This is a genomic window from Serratia sp. CY84636 (genome assembly GCF_052166245.1).
GTDB lineage: Bacteria > Pseudomonadota > Gammaproteobacteria > Enterobacterales > Enterobacteriaceae > Serratia > Serratia nevei.
This window is the reverse complement of sequence record NZ_JBJNOX010000002.1, coordinates 1,819,161-1,836,419: the sequence shown is the minus strand read 5'-3', so window position 1 is coordinate 1,836,419 and position 17,259 is coordinate 1,819,161. Positions and strand designations below refer to the sequence as shown.

The following is a 17,259-nucleotide window of genomic DNA, read 5'->3' as shown; positions in this document are numbered from 1 at the left end:
GTTTGGCGCTAACCTGCCGTGAGGCGGGATTTAGTCTTTGTCCAACGGCGTCATGCTGACGGAGGAGAGGTAGTTGAGCAGGGCGATGTCGTTCTCGACGCCCAGCTTCATCATCGCCGATTTCTTCTGGCTGCTGATGGTTTTGATGCTGCGGTTGAGTTTCTTGGCGATTTCGGTCACCAGGAAACCTTCGGCGAACAGACGCAGCACTTCGCTCTCTTTCGGCGACAGGCGTTTGTCGCCATAGCCGCTGGCGCTGATTTTTTCCAGCAGTTTAGAGACGCTTTCCGGCGTGAACTTCTTGCCTTTCTGCAGGGCGGCCAGCGCCTTCGGCAGATCGGTCGGCGCGCCTTGTTTCAGCACGATGCCTTCGATATCCAGATCCAATACCGCGCTCAGGATCGCCGGGTTGTTGTTCATGGTCAGCACGATGATCGACAACTGCGGATAGTGGCGCTTGATGTACTTAATCAGCGTGATGCCGTCGCCATACTTGTCACCCGGCATCGACAGATCGGTGATCAGCACGTTGGCGTCCAGCTTGGACAGATTGTTGATCAGTGCGGTTGAGTCTTCGAACTCCCCAACGACATTCACCCATTCAATTTGCTCAAGTGACTTCCGGATGCCAAACAGTACGATAGGATGGTCATCAGCAATAATTACGTTCAGGTTATTCATGTTGTTGGCTACCTTGCTTCAGCAGTCTGCTGACGAAAAAATCAATCTGACTGATGTTATTCTCGATCTCGGGCGCATCACCTTCTGCGATGCGCTGTTCTAACGATTCGCACAGCTGCTTGCCGGGAAGCAGATTTAACATGGCAAACACGCCTTTAAGGCGGTGTGCGGTTTGTGACAGCGCATTGAAATCACTGCTGCCCGCCTCAGTATACAGTTTTTTGACATCGTCGGGTACTGTATCGACAAACAGCCCATAGTAATCACTTGATTTCAATTGTTTTTCATAGAGTTGGATATCTTCTGAGCTCAATGAAAGCGGGCTTTCTTCCTGTTCCAGCGCGGCCATTTGCTGTTCGATCAGCATCAGCACGGCGTCGATTAATGCGCCGTTCAGATTATAGTTCACCCGAATGTAGCGTTTATCCAGCGCTTGCCAGCCCGGCTCATCGGTCGCCAGCAACAGGGTATAATCATCGGCGCGCTGCGGGTTATCGGTCAGCAGCACGTCATAATCTCGGTTGACCGCGCGATCTTCGGCGACGAGACAGTCGGCGCCGTAGGCCTGCAGCAAACGGGTCACGATGCCGCGCACTTCATCCGACGTGACGTCCAACAGGGCGGTGACGCCGTCGAGCAACTTTTCCTGCTCCTGCGGCTCTTTTTTCTCCATCTCCATGGCGACGCGAATGGTATAGCGAGTGCCGATATCCACCTTGCTGCGAATGTCCAACTGGCCATTAAGTTTTTTGCACAGCTGGTTGCACAGGAAGAAGGTGAGCCCGGAACCGTGGTTGAAGCGGTCCACCAGCGTCTGGCTGAGGAAGGGATAGTTGAGGTTGCTGATCTCTTCGTTGGAGATGCCGGAGCCGGTGTCATTGATTTGGAAAATCAGGCGATCCGGGTGCTCGGGCTCATGGTCGACAACCAGCGAAATCTTGCCGCAGGCGGTGGTGATAATGGCGTAATGCACCAGCAGCGCAATCACTTTGCGCAGCGCGTTGGCGTCGCCGATATAGTTCTGCTCGACGTCCAGCTGGAAATGCTTGAACAGCGCCAGCCCCTTCTGGTTAAGGGCGGGCAGGGCCTCCAGCAGCAACTCGTCGACCATCGCCGCCGGGTTGAACGGTTCGCGCGTAGGCTGCCAGTCCTGGGTTTCCAACCGGGTCAGCAGGGTAATGTTATCGATCAAACCTAGCACCGAAGCCGACTCCGCGGTCAACTGGCCCAGCAGTGCCTGCTGCTGCTCCTCATCCGGCCGGTTGCGCAGACGATCGACCAGATCGTGCATATGGCGTACCGGCTGATTGAGCTCGATGCCCAGGTTGTGCAGCATCAGCTTGCGTGCCTGAACGTTCTTGTCGTATTCGCGCCGCGCCTGCTGCAGCCGCTTGTTCACCATCACCTCTTTATCCTGATCGTGCATCAGGAACAGGTAGGTGTCCGGCGACAGCTGGCTGCGGAAGATACGGATTTCATACACTTCATTGTTGACCGTCGCCTGGATCACCCCGTGATGCTGTTCGGCCATATGGGCGATTTTTTGCAGGCTGAGGTGCGGCAGCAGATGTTCGGCGATTTTGTTGCTGGCGATCACCGTATTGTTGGCGAAGCTGTAGACCAGCAGGCCGGAAGGCAGGCTGGAGACGATCTCCTGATTCAGCGCGCGCTCGGCTTCCAGCTCCACCGCCATGTTTTCGCTCGGGCGAATGTACTGGCGGCGGATAAAGTAGATGCTCAGCATCGACAGCGCCAGCAGCAGCAGGTTGATCGCGATCAGCCAGATGTTGTTGCGCAGCAGATCGATAGCCAGATTGATGGCCGAAACGCGATATACCACCTTCAGAGGCGCATTGGGCAGGGCGGCGCTGAACTCGACCCAACCGCCGCTCATCGTCGCATGGGTACCGAGAGCCGTTTCCGCCGGGATGGCGCTGTCGTCGAGATCGACATCGTCCGGCAGCAGCAGGAAATTGGCGCGGGCCAGATTGGCCGGAATGATGTCGTTGATCGGCAAGTCGAAGGCGATCACCGTCGCCAGATGCCCCGGTTGATTAAAGGTGGTGCGAATCGAGAACGAATAGGCGTTCTGGAAACGCTGCTTGCGCAGATCGGAAAAGCTTTCGCGCTCGTCGAGCATGTTGGCCTGTTGCAGCATCTCTGCGCGGCGTTCGTCCGCCGAGGTGGTCAGGTAGCTCTCTCGAAAGCGCGAAGCCAGCTCTTTGAGCGGTTGGGTGGTGATCAGACTGAGGCTGTTGTCCTGACCATTGAGGTAATACATGGCGTAGTTCTCGGTCTTGGCACCCCAGCGGGTGTCCAGATAATCCGAGATGTTGGCGATCATCGCCAGCGTGTTCTCGTCATGGCTGCCGAAGATCACCGCGTCGGTTTTCTTGTGCGGCTTCTCGACATAATAGACGTCGGGCCGCAGGCGGGTTTCCTGCAAGCTGGGATCGCCATTCTGCGCCGGCGCATTGCCGAATTTGTCATAGACCTGGTAGGTCATATAGCGGTAGGTATCGATACGCTTTTGCAGCGAACCGGCAATGCTGTTCAGCGTGTACTTCTTTTCCGCCAGCCAGGCGTTGGTGTAGTTGTAACCATACAGGCCAATGCCGATCGTCAGCAGCACGATAAACAGCAGGAAGCAGCGGGTAATGTTGCTGGAGCTGATGGTCAGTTGTTTATTTTGCATAGTGGCTGCACATTCCTGAATCAGCGAGTGACGGCCTTGGCGCTGGCGGTTACCGCCAACAGCAGAGCGGCTACGCAGGCGAAAGCCACCGTCAGGCTGGAAAACTGAGCGATAAAGCCGATCAGCGCCGGACCGGCCAGAATGCCGGCATAGCCGACGGTGGTGACGGAGGCGATCGCCAAATTGGCCGGCATGTCGCGCTGGTTGCCGGCCGCGCTGAACAGGATCGGCACAACGTTCGAGGCGCCCAGGCCGACCAGCATGAAACCGACCAGCGACACGGTGGCGTGATTGAAGGCGATGGCCAGGCTCAGACCGAGTGCGGCGCACAGGCTGCCCAGCAGCAGCACCCGGTAGCGGCCCAGCGAATTCACCACCCGATCGCCATTGAGCCGGCCGAGCGTCATGGTGATGGAAAACAGCGCATAGCCCAGGCCGGCCTGGCTATGTTCGACGCCGCGCAGCGTGGTGAGGAACAGCGCGCTCCAGTCGAGCATCGATCCTTCCGCCAGAAACATGATAAAGCACAGGATGCCGATGAACATCACCCAGCCGCGCGGCAAAACGAACATCGGCCCGCCGTCGTCGGCGCCGCTCTCACGCAGCAGATGGCGGCTGGCGAGCGCCAGCAGCACTATCACCGCCAGTACGGTAAGCAGGGTGGATTGCAGCGGCGTCAGGCCCAGCCACAGCAGCGCGCTGACGCCACCGGCGCCGGCAATGCCGCCGATGCTGAAGAAACCGTGAAAACCGGACATCATCGCCTTGCCGCTGGCGCGTTCAACGATCACCGCCTGAACGTTCATCGCCACGTCGATCATGCCGATCGCTGCCCCAAACAGCAGCAGCGCCACGGCCATGCCGCCGAGGGAATCCATCAGCGCCAGCAGCGGCAGATCGATGCATAACCCGAGCCCCGCCATCAGGATCACCGCGCGGCAGCCCAATTTGCCGGTCAGGAAACCGGTCAGCGGCATCGCCAGCATGGAACCGGCGCCGATACAGAGCAGCAACAGGCCGAGCGAGCCGTCATCGATACCGATGCGCGTTTTGGCGAAGGGGACCAGCGGCGCCCAGGCGGCCATGCCGAGGCCGGCGACGAAAAAGGCCAGACGGGTGGCGATCTGTTGAGGAACGCCGGGCGTTTGCTGTTCATTGCACAAGGTGGCTGTCATGTAAGCGTCAGGATCTTGGGTCAAAAGAGTGGCGAAAGTTACTGACAGTTTTTATCACAATCCGCGATCCGGGTCGAAAAGATTCGCGTTTGGTTCCTCTCTGGCACCGCCTCTGCGCACCAGCCACAGGGCGATCACCTGGACTATATACGCCTTTTGCCGTTGGTCGAGCGCGATACCCTGCGGTATGCCGTGCCATTTTTCCAGACAGCCGCGGCAGCAGGTGGCGGTGGCGTGCTGGGCGACGAACACCGGGTGGCCGCGCATCGGCGTTTGCTTGCCGTCATTCTTGGGATGGGCGGCGGCCAGGCGGCGGTCGATGAAATCGCGGGCATGGCTGAGGATCAGCGGCAGGCCTTTGTCATCGAGATAGGTTTGGTCTTTGGGATTCAAACGGAAGCGGGCGCGGAAGGGGGAGCTTTGCAGCCGCCGCCAGAGCGCGTCAGGGTGAAATGGCATCATGACTTTACTCGCTGAAGATGAGCTTTTTTTCAGGCTACCAGAAGTGAAACTCCACGGCTAATTATGCCTGCGGCAAGAAATAACGGATGGGATAAAGCACGAAATGAAAAACAAGCTCAATTTGTAGACTAAAATAAGGAAAAAGATTAGCAATTAGTGCGGAAGTGAATTAGTGAAACTATATCATGAGGTTATTTATTTGTGTGCTATTTGTACGAGTTGAAATTGTGAGGAGAGTGTGAAGAAAAATAAAAAACCGGCCATAAGCCGGTTAAAGGAATGCTGAAATTATCTTCGGATAATGAAGGTAATAATGAAAATAATGATGATAGCGAGGTGATTATAGCGACTGAGTGCGGACAGCGTTTTGGCACAATGTGCTTATTGCCCGGTTCAATTGTATGGTTGCCTTTTTTTTCTTAAAGATATGTATAACTACATGATTTTTTATCAATTAATCTATTCTTTGTCTTTAAGTGCTTTATTTTGTTTGTCTGTAAGGTTTTGTGAAAGTTCGCGCGTATTTACATTTTGAAACCTTTATTAATTACAATGAAACACTATCGGATACTTGGTATCATTTTCTTTCTGGATTAATATAACCCTTGTTACCAGAATGGTAATGCACAGTCGTGCTAATAATGCTCGAAAAGGGCAGTGGCCGTAGCTCGACATAATTAACGAGGATAATAACAATGAAACTTCGAGTACTCTCTCTGATGGTACCCGCACTGCTGGTTGCAGGCACAGCAGGCGCGGCGGAAATCTACAACAAAGACGGTAATAAACTGGATTTGTACGGTAAAGTCGACGGTCTTCACTATTTCTCCAGCAATGATGGCGCGGACGGCGATCAGTCTTATATGCGTTTTGGCCTGCGTGGCGAAACGCAAATCAGCGATCAGCTGACCGGTTACGGCCAGTGGGAATATCAGGCTAACCTGAACCACGCTGAAAACCAGGACAACAAGAACTTCACCCGTTACGGCTTCGCCGGTCTGAAATTCGGCGACTACGGTTCCTTCGACTATGGTCGTAACACCGGCGTGCTGTACGACGTCGCGGCTTACACCGACTTGCAGCCTGAGTTCGACGGCTCGACCTACGGCGCTGACCAGTTCATGTTCCAGCGTTCCAGCGGCCTGGCGACCTACCGTAACAACGGCTTCTTCGGTTTGGTTGACGGCCTGAACTTCGCCCTGCAGTACCAGGGTAAGAACGGCAGCCCAGAAGAAACAAACAACGGCCGTGACGTTCTGGGTCAGAACGGCGAAGGCTACGGCATGTCCATGAGCTATGACATGGGCTACGGCATCAGTGCTGCCGGTGCCTTCTTCAACTCTCGTCGTACCAGCGAGCAGAACGGCGGTGGCGGCTACCAGAACATCATGGGCCGCGGCGATAAAGCAGAAGGGTATTCCGGCGGTCTGAAATATGACGCCAACGATACTTACCTGGCTGTGATGTTCACCCAGTCTTACAACGCGGCGCGTTTCGGTAGCTCTACCAGCGATGCTTTCGGTTACGCCAACAAGGCGCAGAGCTTCGAAGCCTACGCGCACTACCAGTTCGACTTCGGTCTGCGTCCGTTCGTGGGCTATAACCAGACCAAAGGTAAAGACCTGGGTCGCGCCGGCAACGGTAAGGACTACGGTGATGAAGATCTGGTCAAATTCGTCGACCTGGGCGCGACCTACTTCTTCAACAAAAACATGTCCACCTATGTTGACTACAAAATCAACCTGTTGGACAACAACGACTTCACCCAAGCTGCCGGTATCAACACCGACAACGTGGTTGCCGTGGGCCTGGTTTACCAGTTCTAAGCCTCTGCATGTGAATGTCATCGCGCGGCCTTCGGGTCGCGCTTTTTTTTGCCTGTGAAGAAGCACGGATTGATCCGTGAGCGGCACGGGAAGCGCTTTGGGTTTCCGCCCCTCGGCCTACGCTGTCAATACAGCAAACAGAGCGGAGGTGATATGGAGCTCAAGATCGATAAAGTGATCGAGACTGTGTTGTACGTCAGCGATATTGAGCGCGCGGACGCTTTCTATCGAGAGGTGCTGCAGCTGCCGGTGATGGTCGCCAACGAGCGATTTCGCGCCTATAACGTCGGCGATCGGAGCGTATTGCTGCTGTTTGTCGAGGGTGATTCGCTGCGCGGGGCGCAGTATCCGACCGGCTTTATTCCCGCGCACGATGGCGTGGGGCCGGCGCATATCGGGCTGGCGGTGGCGAAAGAACAGCTGCTGCATTGGGAACGGCATCTGATGGCCAACGGCGTGGAGATTGAGGGACGGATGCGTTGGGAGCAGGGCGGCGAGAGCATTTATTTTCGCGATCCCGACGCCCACCTGTTGGAGCTGGTGACGCCGGGCATCTGGGCCAATTACTGATCGAAGCCGCCTTGCGCCAGTATTGTCAGCGTGGCATCCAGCACCTGCAGCGCTGCCTGTGGTTGCCGCTCTATCTGCACCCTGACAATGGCGCCGTCGATCAACATCGCCAGCATCGCTGCGTGCTGTTCCCGCTGTGGGCCGGCGGGCAGGTGGCGCGCCAACTCATCCGTCATCTGCCGCTTATGCTGGCTGGCGATGTGCAGGCTTTCCGGCAGCAGGTCGGCGATCTCCACCGCCGTATTGATAAATGCGCAGCCGCGAAAGCGCGGATCGTCGAACCATTCCGCCAGGCAGGGGGCCAGCGCCGGCAGCAGCCCGCCGGCCTGCGCCACATGGCGCGCCAACGATGCGCTGAACCAGTCCAGCCACTGCTGATGGCGATAGGCCAAAAACGCCGTAATCAGGTCGTTCTTGCTGGGAAAATGGCGGTAGAACGTCACCTTGGTCACCCCTGATTCCTTGATGATGCGATCGATGCCGGTGGCGCGGATCCCCTCCTGATAAAACAGATCATGCGCCGTCAGCAAAATGCGCTGGCGAGCGGGTAAGGCGTTGAGATCGGCGGTCATCATTTTCTCCCGGGCTATTTTCGGGTGATTGTAGACAACTCTGTCTACATGCGCTAGCGTAATGTTGTAGACAGAGTTGTCTACATGCCTTCACTCAGGAGATGAACATGAGCATTAAACCCCCATTGCCGCCTTTTACCCGCGAATCCGCCATCGAGAAGGTGCGGCTGGCGGAGGATGCCTGGAACAGTCGCGATCCTGAACGCGTATCGCAGGTATATTCCCTCGATACCCATTGGCGTAACCGCGCGGAGTTTGTCGACGGCCGCGCAGCGGTGGTCGGTTTTTTACAACGCAAATGGGCGAAAGAACTGGAGTATCGGCTAATCAAGGAACTGTGGGCGTTTGATGGCGCGCGCATCGCGGTGCGTTTCGCCTATGAATGGCGCGACGATTCCGGCAACTGGTATCGCAGCTTCGGCAACGAAAACTGGGAGTTCAATCAGGAGGGGCTGATGATCAACCGCCATGCGTGCATCAACGACATGCCGATCCGCGAACAGGATCGGCGTTTTCACTGGCCGCTCGGCCGGCGGCCGGATGATGTCCCGGCCCTGAGCGATTTCGGTTTTTGAATCTGACGTCGCGCCCGCGATGGCCGCTCGTGAGGAAAAGCGCACCGATCGACAAAGGGGAATTTGTAGAAAAGCCTTTCCACTTCTAGACTTAGGGGACAACAAACGCACTCCAAGAGGACAAGCTATGACGAAGAAGTTGGTTTTGGCCGTCGGCACTGCGGCGGTATTTTCCATTCTTGCCGGCTGCACCGCCTATGACCGCGCAACCAGTTATGTCAATGAGCCGGTGGTCAGCGATGTCAAAGTAGGGATGACCAAGCAGCAGGTGCGGGCTATCGCCGGTCCGCCGTCGACCACCGCCACGCTGGTTCATGCGCAGGGCACTTGCGACACCTATGCGGTGGCGCCGCGCGACGGCAAAGTGCAAACGTACTTTGTCAGCTACAACGACACGGGCCATGTCATGAACAAGGGCTATCAAACCTGTTCAGACTACGATTCTCAGCCGAAATAATCGCGTTTCGGCCGACACAAAAAGCCTCGCTTGCGCGGGGCTTTTCATTTTTTAAGCGTTTAAGGCCTGAAGTTTAGGCAACTGCACCGGTTGTGCTATTTTTTTGCATGAAAACGATAGACATTTCATAACGGTATCGCTAATATCAGCGCCCATTGGAAGGATGGCCGAGTGGTTTAAGGCAACGGTCTTGAAAACCGTCGAGTGTAACAGCTCCCAGAGTTCGAATCTCTGTCCTTCCGCCAAATTCAGCCGGCTTAGCTCAGTAGGTAGAGCAACTGACTTGTAATCAGTAGGTCACCAGTTCGATTCCGGTAGCCGGCACCATGATAAAAGCCCCAGCAGCGATGCTGGGGCTTTTTGTTATGCGCTGCACGCTGACACCGAAGGATCAAATTAACCTATAGGCGGGGCTTTCATCTGCCGCATGGAGCTTGGACATTCATCACGGAGGGGAGGAGCCTATGGCTTATTCTGGCAGAAATATAGCCGGAGGATGAGCCGTCTATCAGGTAGGGTTCAAATCTCAGTGACCAGCCACTGATCCGCTTCTTCGAACATCTCTTCCAACATTCGGTTCAGCTTCTCACGATCGCTTTTGCTGGCGTCGGAGTTCAGGCCGTTGGCCTGCATCGGTTTTACGCGCACTTCGGCTTCAGGAAACAGCGCATGCACGCGTTTTTCCAGCTCGTTGCGAATAATCTCGGCGGCGTTGGGTAGCCCAGCGACGTTGCGCTTGTCGTACACTAATTCTACAAACATGACTCACCTGTAAATACTGATTTAATGTACAGTATTCTGGCCTGAGGAAGGCGGGTTGGCAAGAGTGGGAAAGCAATTTTGCATGAGGCGTTCATTCTTGCGCTGTGCGCGACCAAGCCTGCAGCTGAATCACTAATTCGGCGAGGCTGGCGGCCTGCATTTTTTCCATGACTTTCGCCCGGTGAACCTCCACGGTGCGCAGCGCGATATTCAGCTGCTCCGCCATTTCCCGATTCATCATACCCCGCACCACCAGATGCGCGATCTCGCGTTCTTTCGGCGTGAGCGTGCGGTAGCGGCCGAGGGTTTCATGGCGCTGCCAGGCCTCGGCGGAGATGTTCTTCGCCCGTTCAAGGGCGGCGATCAGCGGTTCAGCGGCGATCGGTTTTTGCAGGAAGTCCACCGCGCCGTACTTCATCTGCTCCACCGCCATCGGCACGTCGCCATGGCCGGACAGGAACACCACCGCCAGCGTGCTGCCGAGGCGGCGCAGCTCAGCGTAGGCCTGGTGCCCATCGAGTTTCGGCATCCTCATGTCCAGCAAGACGATCCCGGTCTGAAACAGGTCGGCCTGCGCCAAAAAGTCGGTGCTGTCATTCCAGCACTGCACGTCGTGGCCGAGGCTGGTCAGCAAAAAATGGCAGGCGTCGGTGACGGCGACGTCATCGTCCACCAGATGAATTAGCGACATGGTTTTCCTCATCGTTCAATATGAAATGCAGCGTTACGCACAGCCCATTGCGGCTGTCGGGGGCGGGGCGGTTAGCCAGGCGGATTTCGCCGCCGCCATAGCGGGCCAGGCGCCGACAAATGGCTAACCCCAGCCCCATGCCGCCGGCTTTGGTGGTGTTGAAGGGGCGAAAAGCCTGTTCCAGCCCGGCCGTTGTCATGCCGCCCGCGTTGTCCTGCAGATGCAACTCGATCGCCCGTTCGCTCTGGGTGGCGGAAAGCCAGACGGCATTGGCCCCGGCCTGCGCCGCATTCAGCAGCAGGTTCGCCAGCAGCTGTTCCAGCAGCGCCGGCGGCAGGGTTAGCGTCAGCGAAGGCGCCACGTTGTTGAACAACGTCAGGTCGGGATAGCGCTGCGTCAGGCGCAGCAGCGCCCACACCCGCTCGGCGGTTTCGCTTACCGCAGCGGGCTGCCAGCGCGTTTGATCTATCGCCTTAGCGGTGGGCTGTGCCCACTGGCGCAGGTTATGAATCGTTTCGCCGCCGCGCTGCGCCTGTCGGTCGATATTTTCCAGCGGCCCCAGCAACGGATGCCCGGCGTCCGTGTTGCGCAGTTGGATCAGGCATCCTTGCGCATAGTGGCGAATAGCCGCCAGCGGTTGATTGAGCTCGTGTGCGAAGCCGGAGGCCATTTCCCCCAGCACGTTCAGTTGCCTGGCGTTCTCCAGCGCCTGCTCCTGCCGCCGCAGTTGCTCTCCGGCATGGAGCAACTGCCGCCCGCGCCGGCGTACCAGCAGCGCGATCCAGATGTGGTTGACGATCAACAGCGCCAGCACCGCCAGCGACAGGCCGACGGCCGTCTGATGCTGGATCAGCCAGCTTTTGATATCCAGCCACAGCCGCCGCTGTTCCGGGTGCTGATTGACGGCGCGCAGCAGCGCTTCCACCTCGCTGGTCGAGGCCGGTGCGCCCCACAGGAAGGGTGACTGCGGCGGTGCGGTCAGCAAGGCTCTTGCCACCGCATCCACCAGTGAGTTATCCAGGCCGGGCAGGGCGGCGAACGACCAGTTGGGGTAAAGCGGCGTGCTGGTAACGCAGGGAACCGATGCGGCCTGTTGCAACAGCGGGCGAAAATCCGCCGGATTGATCAGGCCTTCCTGATCCATTTTCTCCAGCAGGCAAACGGGGACGATGGCGGCCTGAATGGCGCGTTCGCGCAACAGATAGAGCAGGGCGTCGGCAGGGAAACCGGTAAAGCGCAGGTGAAAATCGCGCTCGGGCCGTATGCCGGCATCGCTGAGCGCCTTATAACCGGTCAGATAACCGCCGAAGGCCTGCGGATCGATGGCGCCCACCGTTTTGCCCATCAGCGCCTGCGGCGTCGTAATGCCGCTGTCGCGCCGCACCAGGATCACGCTGCCGATGATGTTGCCCGTTGCCCGGTCGCCGTTGGCGGCGCGCAACGACGCCAGCCAGCGCAGATGATAGTGGCTGTTCAGCTGTACAAACTGCGCCGGATTGGTGACCACGAACTGCACGCTGCCCTGATTGACCGCTTCACGCATCTGCGCCAAATCGAGCGGCCGCAGGTGGAAGCGTTCACCGCCGACGCTGCCGTTGAGCCTGTCGATCAGCGGCTGCCAGTCACGCGCGGTCGCTGCATCGCCGCGCATCGCCAGCACGCCGACCGACCACTCGCCCGCCTGTGCCGCCATCCCCCAGCCGAGACTGAGCAGCAGTAATAACACGACCCTCACGGCCCCTCCTGGTGGGCAATCTGCCTGCCGTCACTTGTTTTAGATCAACGTTAGGTTCGGTATGTGGTTAACCACAATAGAGCTGAGCCCAACGCCATTTTTACACTGTAAATCATCGACATTGTTTATTCATCTAACGGGCATCAATAGCGTGATCGGGGTGATGCCCAGGGTGTGGGAGAGGCGCATGGATTTCGGTAAACGGCAGTTTTTGCAGCGGCTGGGCGTGTTGACGGCGGGGGCTTCGCTGATCCCCATGGCGGAAGCCGGGCTGACGTGGGCGCCGACGCGGCGCGAGGGGGATGTTCGCCGACGCTATGCGATGCTGATCGACCTGCGGCGCTGCGTCGGGTGCCAGGCCTGTACCGTGAGCTGCGCCATTGAAAACCAGACGCCGCATGGGGAGTTTCGCACCACGGTAAACCAGTACCAGGTCAGCCTCGAAGGCGAAGAGCTGGCGACCAACGTGCTGCTGCCCAGGCTGTGCAACCACTGCGACAACCCGCCCTGCGTGCCGGTATGCCCAGTACAGGCCACCTTCCAGCGCGAGGACGGGATCGTGGTGGTCGACAACAAACGCTGCGTGGGATGCGCTTATTGCGTGCAGGCCTGTCCGTACGATGCCCGCTTTATCAATCACGCCACCCAAACGGCGGACAAATGCACCTTCTGCGTGCACCGGCTGGAAGCGGGATTGCTGCCGGCGTGCGTGGAGTCGTGTGTGGGCGGGGCGCGGATCATCGGCGACATGCGCGATCCGCACAGCACGCTGAGCAAGCTGCTGCGGCGCCACGAGGACGAGATCAAAGTCCTCAAGCCGGAGAATCAAACCGCGCCCCACGTCTTTTATCTGGGGCTGGATGACGCCTTCGTCACGCCGCTGCCGGGCCGGGCGCAGGTCGCCTTATGGGGGGAGGGACGATGAGCCGCCAACTGATGATCGCAGAAGTGCTGAGCCAGCCGCAGGCGGTGAGCTGGCTGCCGTGGGCCGTGCAATATTTCTTCTTTATCGGCATCGCCGCCTGCGCCGCGTTGCTGGCCTGCGTGTGGCGCTGGCGCGGTGGAGATAACGCCACGCATCTGGAGCGCATGGCGCTGTTTATCGGGCTGACGTGCGCCATCACCGCGCCGCTGGCGTTGACCGCCGATCTGCATCAAACCGCCCGTTTCTGGCATTTCTACGCTTATCCGACGCCCTGGTCGTGGATGCCGTGGGGGGCGCTGTTCTTGCCGCTGTTTACCTTGTTGATCGGCCTGTGGTTTATCGCGGTCGAATTTACGCGGCTGACGGGCAGGCGGGTGGCGCTGCTGCGTGGGATAGCGCCCGCTTGTGCGCTGGTAGCTATCGGCCTGCTGTTGTACACCGGGCGTGAGGTTTCCGTCGTGCGCGCCCGCCCCATCTGGTTCAGCTATGGATTTCCGATCGTGATGTTCCTCAGCGCGCTGCAGGCGCTCTTGGCCCTGTTGCTGTTGGCGATGCGCAAACGGCCCGGACTGCAAGCGCCGCTGGCGCGCGGGATGCTGCTGACGCTGTTGCTGCTCGGCGGGGCGATCCTGCTGTGGGTGTGCGGCGATACGCTATCCGGCGCGGCGGTACGCCACTGGCTGCAGACGCAGGCGACGGCACGTCAGTATGCCGCCGGGTGGATCGCGCTGTGGGCACTGGCGCTGGCGTGTGCCGCCTGGGCCGCCTATCGACGTTTGCCGCGCGGCGGCGCGCCGCTGCTGGTGGCCGGCGCGCTGGGGCTGAGCTGGCTAATGCGCTGGACGCTGTTGATCGAGGTGCAAACCCTCCCGAAATACAACGCGTCTTATTCCCTCTATAGCCTGCCGCTGGGTACCGACGGCTTGCTGGCGATCGTCGGCACTTTCGGGCTGTGGCTGGCGTTAATGATCATGGTGCGTGAAGCACAGGCGTTTTTATTGCGGAGAAAACAACATGGCTAAACTCACCCGGCGTCAGTGGTTGAAAGTGGGCCTGGCCTTCGGCGGGTTGTCCGCTTTTGGCCTGAGCTATCGTGAGGTCGCCAAACGGGCGATCGACGGCTTGATTCACGGCACCTCAGGGCGGGTGACGTTGGATCGCATCAACGGCAACTCTCTGCTGCCCGAAGGGCGGGCAATGCCGGAATGGCAAGGCAATCCGCAGCAGGCCATCTCAATGACCCAGTGTTTCGGCTGCTGGACGCAATGCGGCGTGCGGGTTCGGGTGGACAGACAGACCGATCGGGTATTGCGCATTGCCGGCAACCCTTATCATCCGCTGTCTCAGGAACGGCACGTCGACTCGGCGTTGCCGTTGCAGGAGGCGTTGGCGCAGCTGGGCGGCGAAAGCGGCCTCGACGCCCGTTCCACCGCCTGCGCGCGCGGCGCCACGCTGCTGGAGGGGCTTTACAGCCCGCTGCGCGTGCTGGAGCCGATGAAGCGCGTCGGCAAGCGCGGCGAGGGCAAGTGGCAACGCATCAGCTTCGAACAGCTGATCGCTGAAGTGGTGGAGGGCGGCGATCTGTTCGGCGAGGGGCATGTGGACGGCCTGCGGGCGATCCGCGATCTGGAAACGCCGATCGACGCCCGGCGGCCGGGGCTGGGGCCGAAAGCCAACCAGCTGCTGGTGACCAACGCCGGTGACGACGGGCGCGACAGCTTCCTGCGGCGCTTCGCCCAGAACAGCTTCGGCAGCAAAAACTTCGGCGCACACGGCGCTTATTGTGGGCTGGCCTACCGTGCCGGCTCCGGTGCATTGATGAACGATCTGGACAAGAACCCGCATGTGAAACCGGACTGGGAACAGGTCGAATTCGCGCTGTTTATGGGCACCTCGCCGGCGCAGTCCGGCAACCCGTTCAAGCGCCAGGCCCGGCAGCTGGCCAGCGCCAGATTGCGCAGCGAGTTTCGCTATGCGGTGGTGGCGCCGGCGCTGCCGCTGACCACCACGCTGGCGGACGATCATGGCCATTGGATCCCGATATTGCCGGGCACGGACTCGGCGCTGGCGATGGCGATGATCCAGTGGATCCTCGACAACCGGCGTTATCAGGCCGGCTATCTCGCCATCCCGTCGGAGGTCGCCATGCAGCGTGCCGGCGAGAAGAGCTGGACCAACGCCACGCATCTGGTGATCGCCGAGAGCGAGCACCCGCTGGCGGGGCAGCATCTGACGCTTGCTCATCTGAACGGCGCCGAGTCGGCGTCGCCGCTGGTCGTCAACGGCGCGGGGGAGCTGGTGCCGGCCGAGGCGTGCGACCGTGCCGAGCTGTGGGTAACCCGCACGGTGACGCTGCACGACGGCGCGCAGGTGGCGGTGAAAAGTGGTTTCCAGTGTCTGAAAGAGGCCGCCGATAAACTGTCGCCGGAGGCGTACAGCCGGGAATGCGGCGTGCCGGTGGCGCGCATCGCGGCGCTGGCCGAGGCTTTTACCGCCCATGGGCGCAAGGCGGCGGTGATCGCCCATGGCGGGATGATGGCGGCAAACGGGTTTTACAATACCTGGTCGGTGATGATGCTCAATGTGTTGATCGGTAACCTTAGCCTGGAGGGTGGAGTGTTCGTCGGCGGCGGCAAATTCAACGGCTTTGCCGAGGGGCCGCGCTATAACCTGGTCGAGTTTCCCGGCCTGGTAAAACCGAAGGGGCTGAATATCGCGCGCAGCAAGGCCGCCTATGAAACCTCCGACGAATACCGCGAAAAAGTGGCGGCGGGCGTTTCACCCTGGCCGGCCAGGGCGCCCTGGTATCCGTTCGTCGCTGGGCAGTTGACCGAGCTGCTGACGTCTGCGCTGGCGGGGTATCCGTACGGGCTCAAAGCCTGGATCTCGAACATGACCAACCCCCTGTACGGTATTGCCGGGTTGCGCGGCGTGGCGGAGGAGCGGCTTAAAGATCCGGCGCGTTTACCGCTGTTTATCGCCATCGATGCATTTATCAACGAAACGACGGCGCTGGCCGACTATATCATCCCGGATACCCATAACTTTGAGAGCTGGGGATTCAGCGCTCCCTGGGGCGGCGTCGCCAGCAAGGCCACTACCGCGCGCTGGCCGATAGTGACGCCGGCGACCGCGAAAACGGCGCAAGGGCAGCCGATTTCCATGGAGGCGTTTTGCATCGCCGTCGCCAAACGCCTGGGGCTGCCGGGGTTTGGCGATCGCGCGATCGGCGACGGCCAGGGCGGGCTGCTGCCGCTCAACCGCGCCGAGGATTATTATCTGCGCGCCGCCGCCAACGTGGCGTTTGCCGGCAAGGCGCCGGTGCCGGCCGCGAGGGCGGAAGAGCTGGCGCTGTGCGGCGTCGATCGCTTGTTGCCGCAGCTTGCGCAGACGCTGCGCGCCGATGAAATCGACCGCGTGGCGTTTATCTACAGCCGCGGCGGCCGCTTCGCCGATCATGACAGCGGTCGCCGCGACGGCAGCGTGGGCAACCGTTGGGAGAAGCCGCTGCAGATCTGGAATGCGGAAGTGGCAAAGCACCGCCATGCGATCACCGGCGAGCGTTTCAGCGGCTGCCCCACCTGTTACCCGGCGCGTTTGTCGGACGGCCGCGCGGTGGAAGAGCTCTACCCTGAGCGGCAGTGGCCGCTGCGGCTGATGTCCTTCAAATCCAATGTGATGAGCAGCTCCACCGCGGTGATCCGGCGCTTGCACGACGTGAAGCCGGTGAACCTGGTGGCCCTGAACCCGGCGGACGGGGTGCGTTTCGGCATTCAACACGGTGATTGGGTGAGCATCAGTACGCCGGGCGGCAGCCGGGAGGCGCAGATCAGTTTGCTGGCGGGGGTCATGCCTGGCGTGATCGCGGTGGAACACGGTTACGGCCACTGGGAGATGGGCGCCAGCCAGCACTACCTGGACGGCGAACCGCTGGCGATGGATGAGCGCATCGCCGCCGGCATCAACCTTAATGATTTGGGCTTTGCCGATCCGACGCGCGAAGTGCCGAACACCTGGCTGGATTGGGTAACCGGTGCGGCGGTGCGCCAGGGCATTCCTGCGGCGATCGTCAAACTTTCCGCGTAAACGGCAGACGAAAAAAAACCTGCTGTAACAGCAGGTTTTCTTAAATT

Annotated in this window: 15 protein-coding genes and 2 tRNA genes; 9 read left to right on the top strand and 8 right to left on the bottom strand. The window is 59.5% G+C overall.

Going from position 1 to position 17,259, the window contains the following annotated elements; translation table 11 throughout:
- Nucleotides 1-30: 30 nt before the first annotated feature.
- The 4 genes from rcsB to ACJ8QI_RS13120 are packed head-to-tail and all read right to left on the bottom strand — an operon-like array spanning nt 31 to nt 5,013.
- Nucleotides 31-681: a response regulator transcription factor RcsB gene (rcsB, locus tag ACJ8QI_RS13135; RefSeq protein ID WP_004935900.1), complete on the bottom strand. Its 651-nt coding sequence runs from the start codon at nt 679-681 to the stop codon at nt 31-33.
- Nucleotides 674-3,376: a phosphotransferase RcsD gene (gene rcsD, locus ACJ8QI_RS13130; protein ID WP_442532621.1), complete on the bottom strand. Its 2,703-nt coding sequence runs from the start codon at nt 3,374-3,376 to the stop codon at nt 674-676. The genes rcsB and rcsD overlap by 8 nt, the downstream gene beginning before the upstream one ends.
- Before the next feature lie 20 nt (nt 3,377-3,396).
- Entirely contained in the window at nt 3,397-4,551 is a 1,155-nt protein-coding gene (locus ACJ8QI_RS13125) for an MFS transporter (protein ID WP_047730202.1), read from the bottom strand.
- 54 nt (nt 4,552-4,605) lie between these two features.
- Complete coding sequence (locus ACJ8QI_RS13120) at nt 4,606-5,013, bottom strand: DUF4186 domain-containing protein (RefSeq protein ID WP_442532620.1); 408 nt, start codon at nt 5,011-5,013, stop codon at nt 4,606-4,608.
- Nucleotides 5,014-5,708: 695 nt separating this feature from the next.
- On the opposite strand from ACJ8QI_RS13120, the gene ompC reads away from it, so the two are divergent.
- Complete coding sequence (gene ompC, locus ACJ8QI_RS13115) at nt 5,709-6,839, top strand: porin OmpC (RefSeq protein ID WP_049200197.1); 1,131 nt, start codon at nt 5,709-5,711, stop codon at nt 6,837-6,839.
- 153 nt (nt 6,840-6,992) lie between these two features.
- Nucleotides 6,993-7,409: a VOC family protein gene (locus tag ACJ8QI_RS13110; protein ID WP_019453684.1), complete on the top strand. Its 417-nt coding sequence runs from the start codon at nt 6,993-6,995 to the stop codon at nt 7,407-7,409.
- Here ACJ8QI_RS13110 and ACJ8QI_RS13105 read toward each other — a convergent pair.
- A complete protein-coding gene (locus tag ACJ8QI_RS13105) occupies nt 7,403-7,981 on the bottom strand; it encodes a TetR/AcrR family transcriptional regulator (protein ID WP_442532701.1) in 579 nt (192 codons plus the stop codon). The genes ACJ8QI_RS13110 and ACJ8QI_RS13105 overlap by 7 nt on opposite strands.
- A gap of 107 nt (nt 7,982-8,088) precedes the next feature.
- Here ACJ8QI_RS13105 and ACJ8QI_RS13100 point away from each other — a divergent pair, with 107 nt between their 5' ends.
- The 4 genes from ACJ8QI_RS13100 (at nt 8,089) to ACJ8QI_RS13085 (ending at nt 9,340) form a co-directional block, all read left to right on the top strand.
- On the top strand, nt 8,089-8,556 hold the full coding sequence (locus ACJ8QI_RS13100; RefSeq protein WP_025303631.1) for a nuclear transport factor 2 family protein: 468 nt from the start codon (nt 8,089-8,091) through the stop codon (nt 8,554-8,556).
- A 127-nt stretch (nt 8,557-8,683) separates the two neighbouring features.
- Nucleotides 8,684-9,013: an osmotically-inducible lipoprotein OsmE gene (osmE, locus tag ACJ8QI_RS13095; protein WP_019453681.1), complete on the top strand. Its 330-nt coding sequence runs from the start codon at nt 8,684-8,686 to the stop codon at nt 9,011-9,013.
- A 157-nt stretch (nt 9,014-9,170) separates the two neighbouring features.
- A tRNA-Ser gene (locus tag ACJ8QI_RS13090) sits at nt 9,171-9,258 on the top strand.
- Nucleotides 9,259-9,264: 6 nt separating this feature from the next.
- Nucleotides 9,265-9,340, top strand: a tRNA-Thr gene (locus ACJ8QI_RS13085).
- Nucleotides 9,341-9,532: 192 nt separating this feature from the next.
- Here the strand turns inward: ACJ8QI_RS13085 and ACJ8QI_RS13080 are convergent.
- The 3 genes from ACJ8QI_RS13080 to ttrS all read right to left on the bottom strand — a co-directional run bounded on the left by ACJ8QI_RS13080 (nt 9,533) and on the right by ttrS (nt 12,159).
- Nucleotides 9,533-9,775 carry a DinI family protein gene (locus ACJ8QI_RS13080; RefSeq protein WP_084827369.1) on the bottom strand — a complete coding sequence of 81 codons (243 nt, stop codon included), beginning with the start codon at nt 9,773-9,775 and terminating at the stop codon, nt 9,533-9,535.
- Nucleotides 9,776-9,866: 91 nt separating this feature from the next.
- Nucleotides 9,867-10,466, bottom strand: a complete 600-nt coding sequence (gene ttrR, locus ACJ8QI_RS13075) for a tetrathionate respiration response regulator TtrR (RefSeq protein ID WP_442532619.1) — start codon at nt 10,464-10,466, stop codon at nt 9,867-9,869.
- Nucleotides 10,438-12,159, bottom strand: coding sequence for a tetrathionate respiration histidine kinase TtrS (gene ttrS, locus ACJ8QI_RS13070; RefSeq protein ID WP_442532700.1), 1,722 nt, complete (start codon nt 12,157-12,159; stop codon nt 10,438-10,440). Before ttrS ends, ttrR begins: the two co-directional genes overlap by 29 nt.
- A 229-nt stretch (nt 12,160-12,388) precedes the next feature.
- Between ttrS and ttrB the strand changes: the two genes are divergently transcribed.
- The 3 genes from ttrB to ttrA are packed head-to-tail and all read left to right on the top strand — an operon-like array spanning nt 12,389 to nt 17,212.
- On the top strand, nt 12,389-13,126 hold the full coding sequence (gene ttrB, locus ACJ8QI_RS13065) for a tetrathionate reductase subunit TtrB (RefSeq protein WP_442532618.1): 738 nt from the start codon (nt 12,389-12,391) through the stop codon (nt 13,124-13,126).
- A complete protein-coding gene (gene ttrC / locus ACJ8QI_RS13060; protein WP_442532617.1) occupies nt 13,123-14,148 on the top strand; it encodes a tetrathionate reductase subunit TtrC in 1,026 nt (341 codons plus the stop codon). Before ttrB ends, ttrC begins: the two co-directional genes overlap by 4 nt.
- Nucleotides 14,141-17,212: a tetrathionate reductase subunit TtrA gene (gene ttrA, locus ACJ8QI_RS13055; protein ID WP_442532616.1), complete on the top strand. Its 3,072-nt coding sequence runs from the start codon at nt 14,141-14,143 to the stop codon at nt 17,210-17,212. Before ttrC ends, ttrA begins: the two co-directional genes overlap by 8 nt.
- Nucleotides 17,213-17,259 lie beyond the last annotated feature (47 nt).

Bases quoted from the DNA above. Each gene is read 5' to 3' on its own strand.
- ompC (WP_049200197.1), top strand. From the start codon at position 5,709: ATGAAACTTCGAGTACTCTCTCTGATGGTACCCGCACTGCTGGTTGCA.
- ttrS (WP_442532700.1), bottom strand. From the start codon at position 12,159: ATGGCGGCACAGGCGGGCGAGTGGTCGGTCGGCGTGCTGGCGATGCGC.
- ttrR (WP_442532619.1), bottom strand. From the start codon at position 10,466: ATGTCGCTAATTCATCTGGTGGACGATGACGTCGCCGTCACCGACGCC.
- ACJ8QI_RS13120 (WP_442532620.1), bottom strand. From the start codon at position 5,013: ATGATGCCATTTCACCCTGACGCGCTCTGGCGGCGGCTGCAAAGCTCC.
- rcsB (WP_004935900.1), bottom strand. From the start codon at position 681: ATGAATAACCTGAACGTAATTATTGCTGATGACCATCCTATCGTACTG.
- ACJ8QI_RS13105 (WP_442532701.1), bottom strand. From the start codon at position 7,981: ATGACCGCCGATCTCAACGCCTTACCCGCTCGCCAGCGCATTTTGCTG.
- osmE (WP_019453681.1), top strand. From the start codon at position 8,684: ATGACGAAGAAGTTGGTTTTGGCCGTCGGCACTGCGGCGGTATTTTCC.
- ACJ8QI_RS13080 (WP_084827369.1), bottom strand. From the start codon at position 9,775: ATGTTTGTAGAATTAGTGTACGACAAGCGCAACGTCGCTGGGCTACCC.
- rcsD (WP_442532621.1), bottom strand. From the start codon at position 3,376: ATGCAAAATAAACAACTGACCATCAGCTCCAGCAACATTACCCGCTGC.
- ttrB (WP_442532618.1), top strand. From the start codon at position 12,389: ATGGATTTCGGTAAACGGCAGTTTTTGCAGCGGCTGGGCGTGTTGACG.
- ttrA (WP_442532616.1), top strand. From the start codon at position 14,141: ATGGCTAAACTCACCCGGCGTCAGTGGTTGAAAGTGGGCCTGGCCTTC.
- ACJ8QI_RS13110 (WP_019453684.1), top strand. From the start codon at position 6,993: ATGGAGCTCAAGATCGATAAAGTGATCGAGACTGTGTTGTACGTCAGC.
- ACJ8QI_RS13125 (WP_047730202.1), bottom strand. From the start codon at position 4,551: ATGACAGCCACCTTGTGCAATGAACAGCAAACGCCCGGCGTTCCTCAA.
- ttrC (WP_442532617.1), top strand. From the start codon at position 13,123: ATGAGCCGCCAACTGATGATCGCAGAAGTGCTGAGCCAGCCGCAGGCG.
- ACJ8QI_RS13100 (WP_025303631.1), top strand. From the start codon at position 8,089: ATGAGCATTAAACCCCCATTGCCGCCTTTTACCCGCGAATCCGCCATC.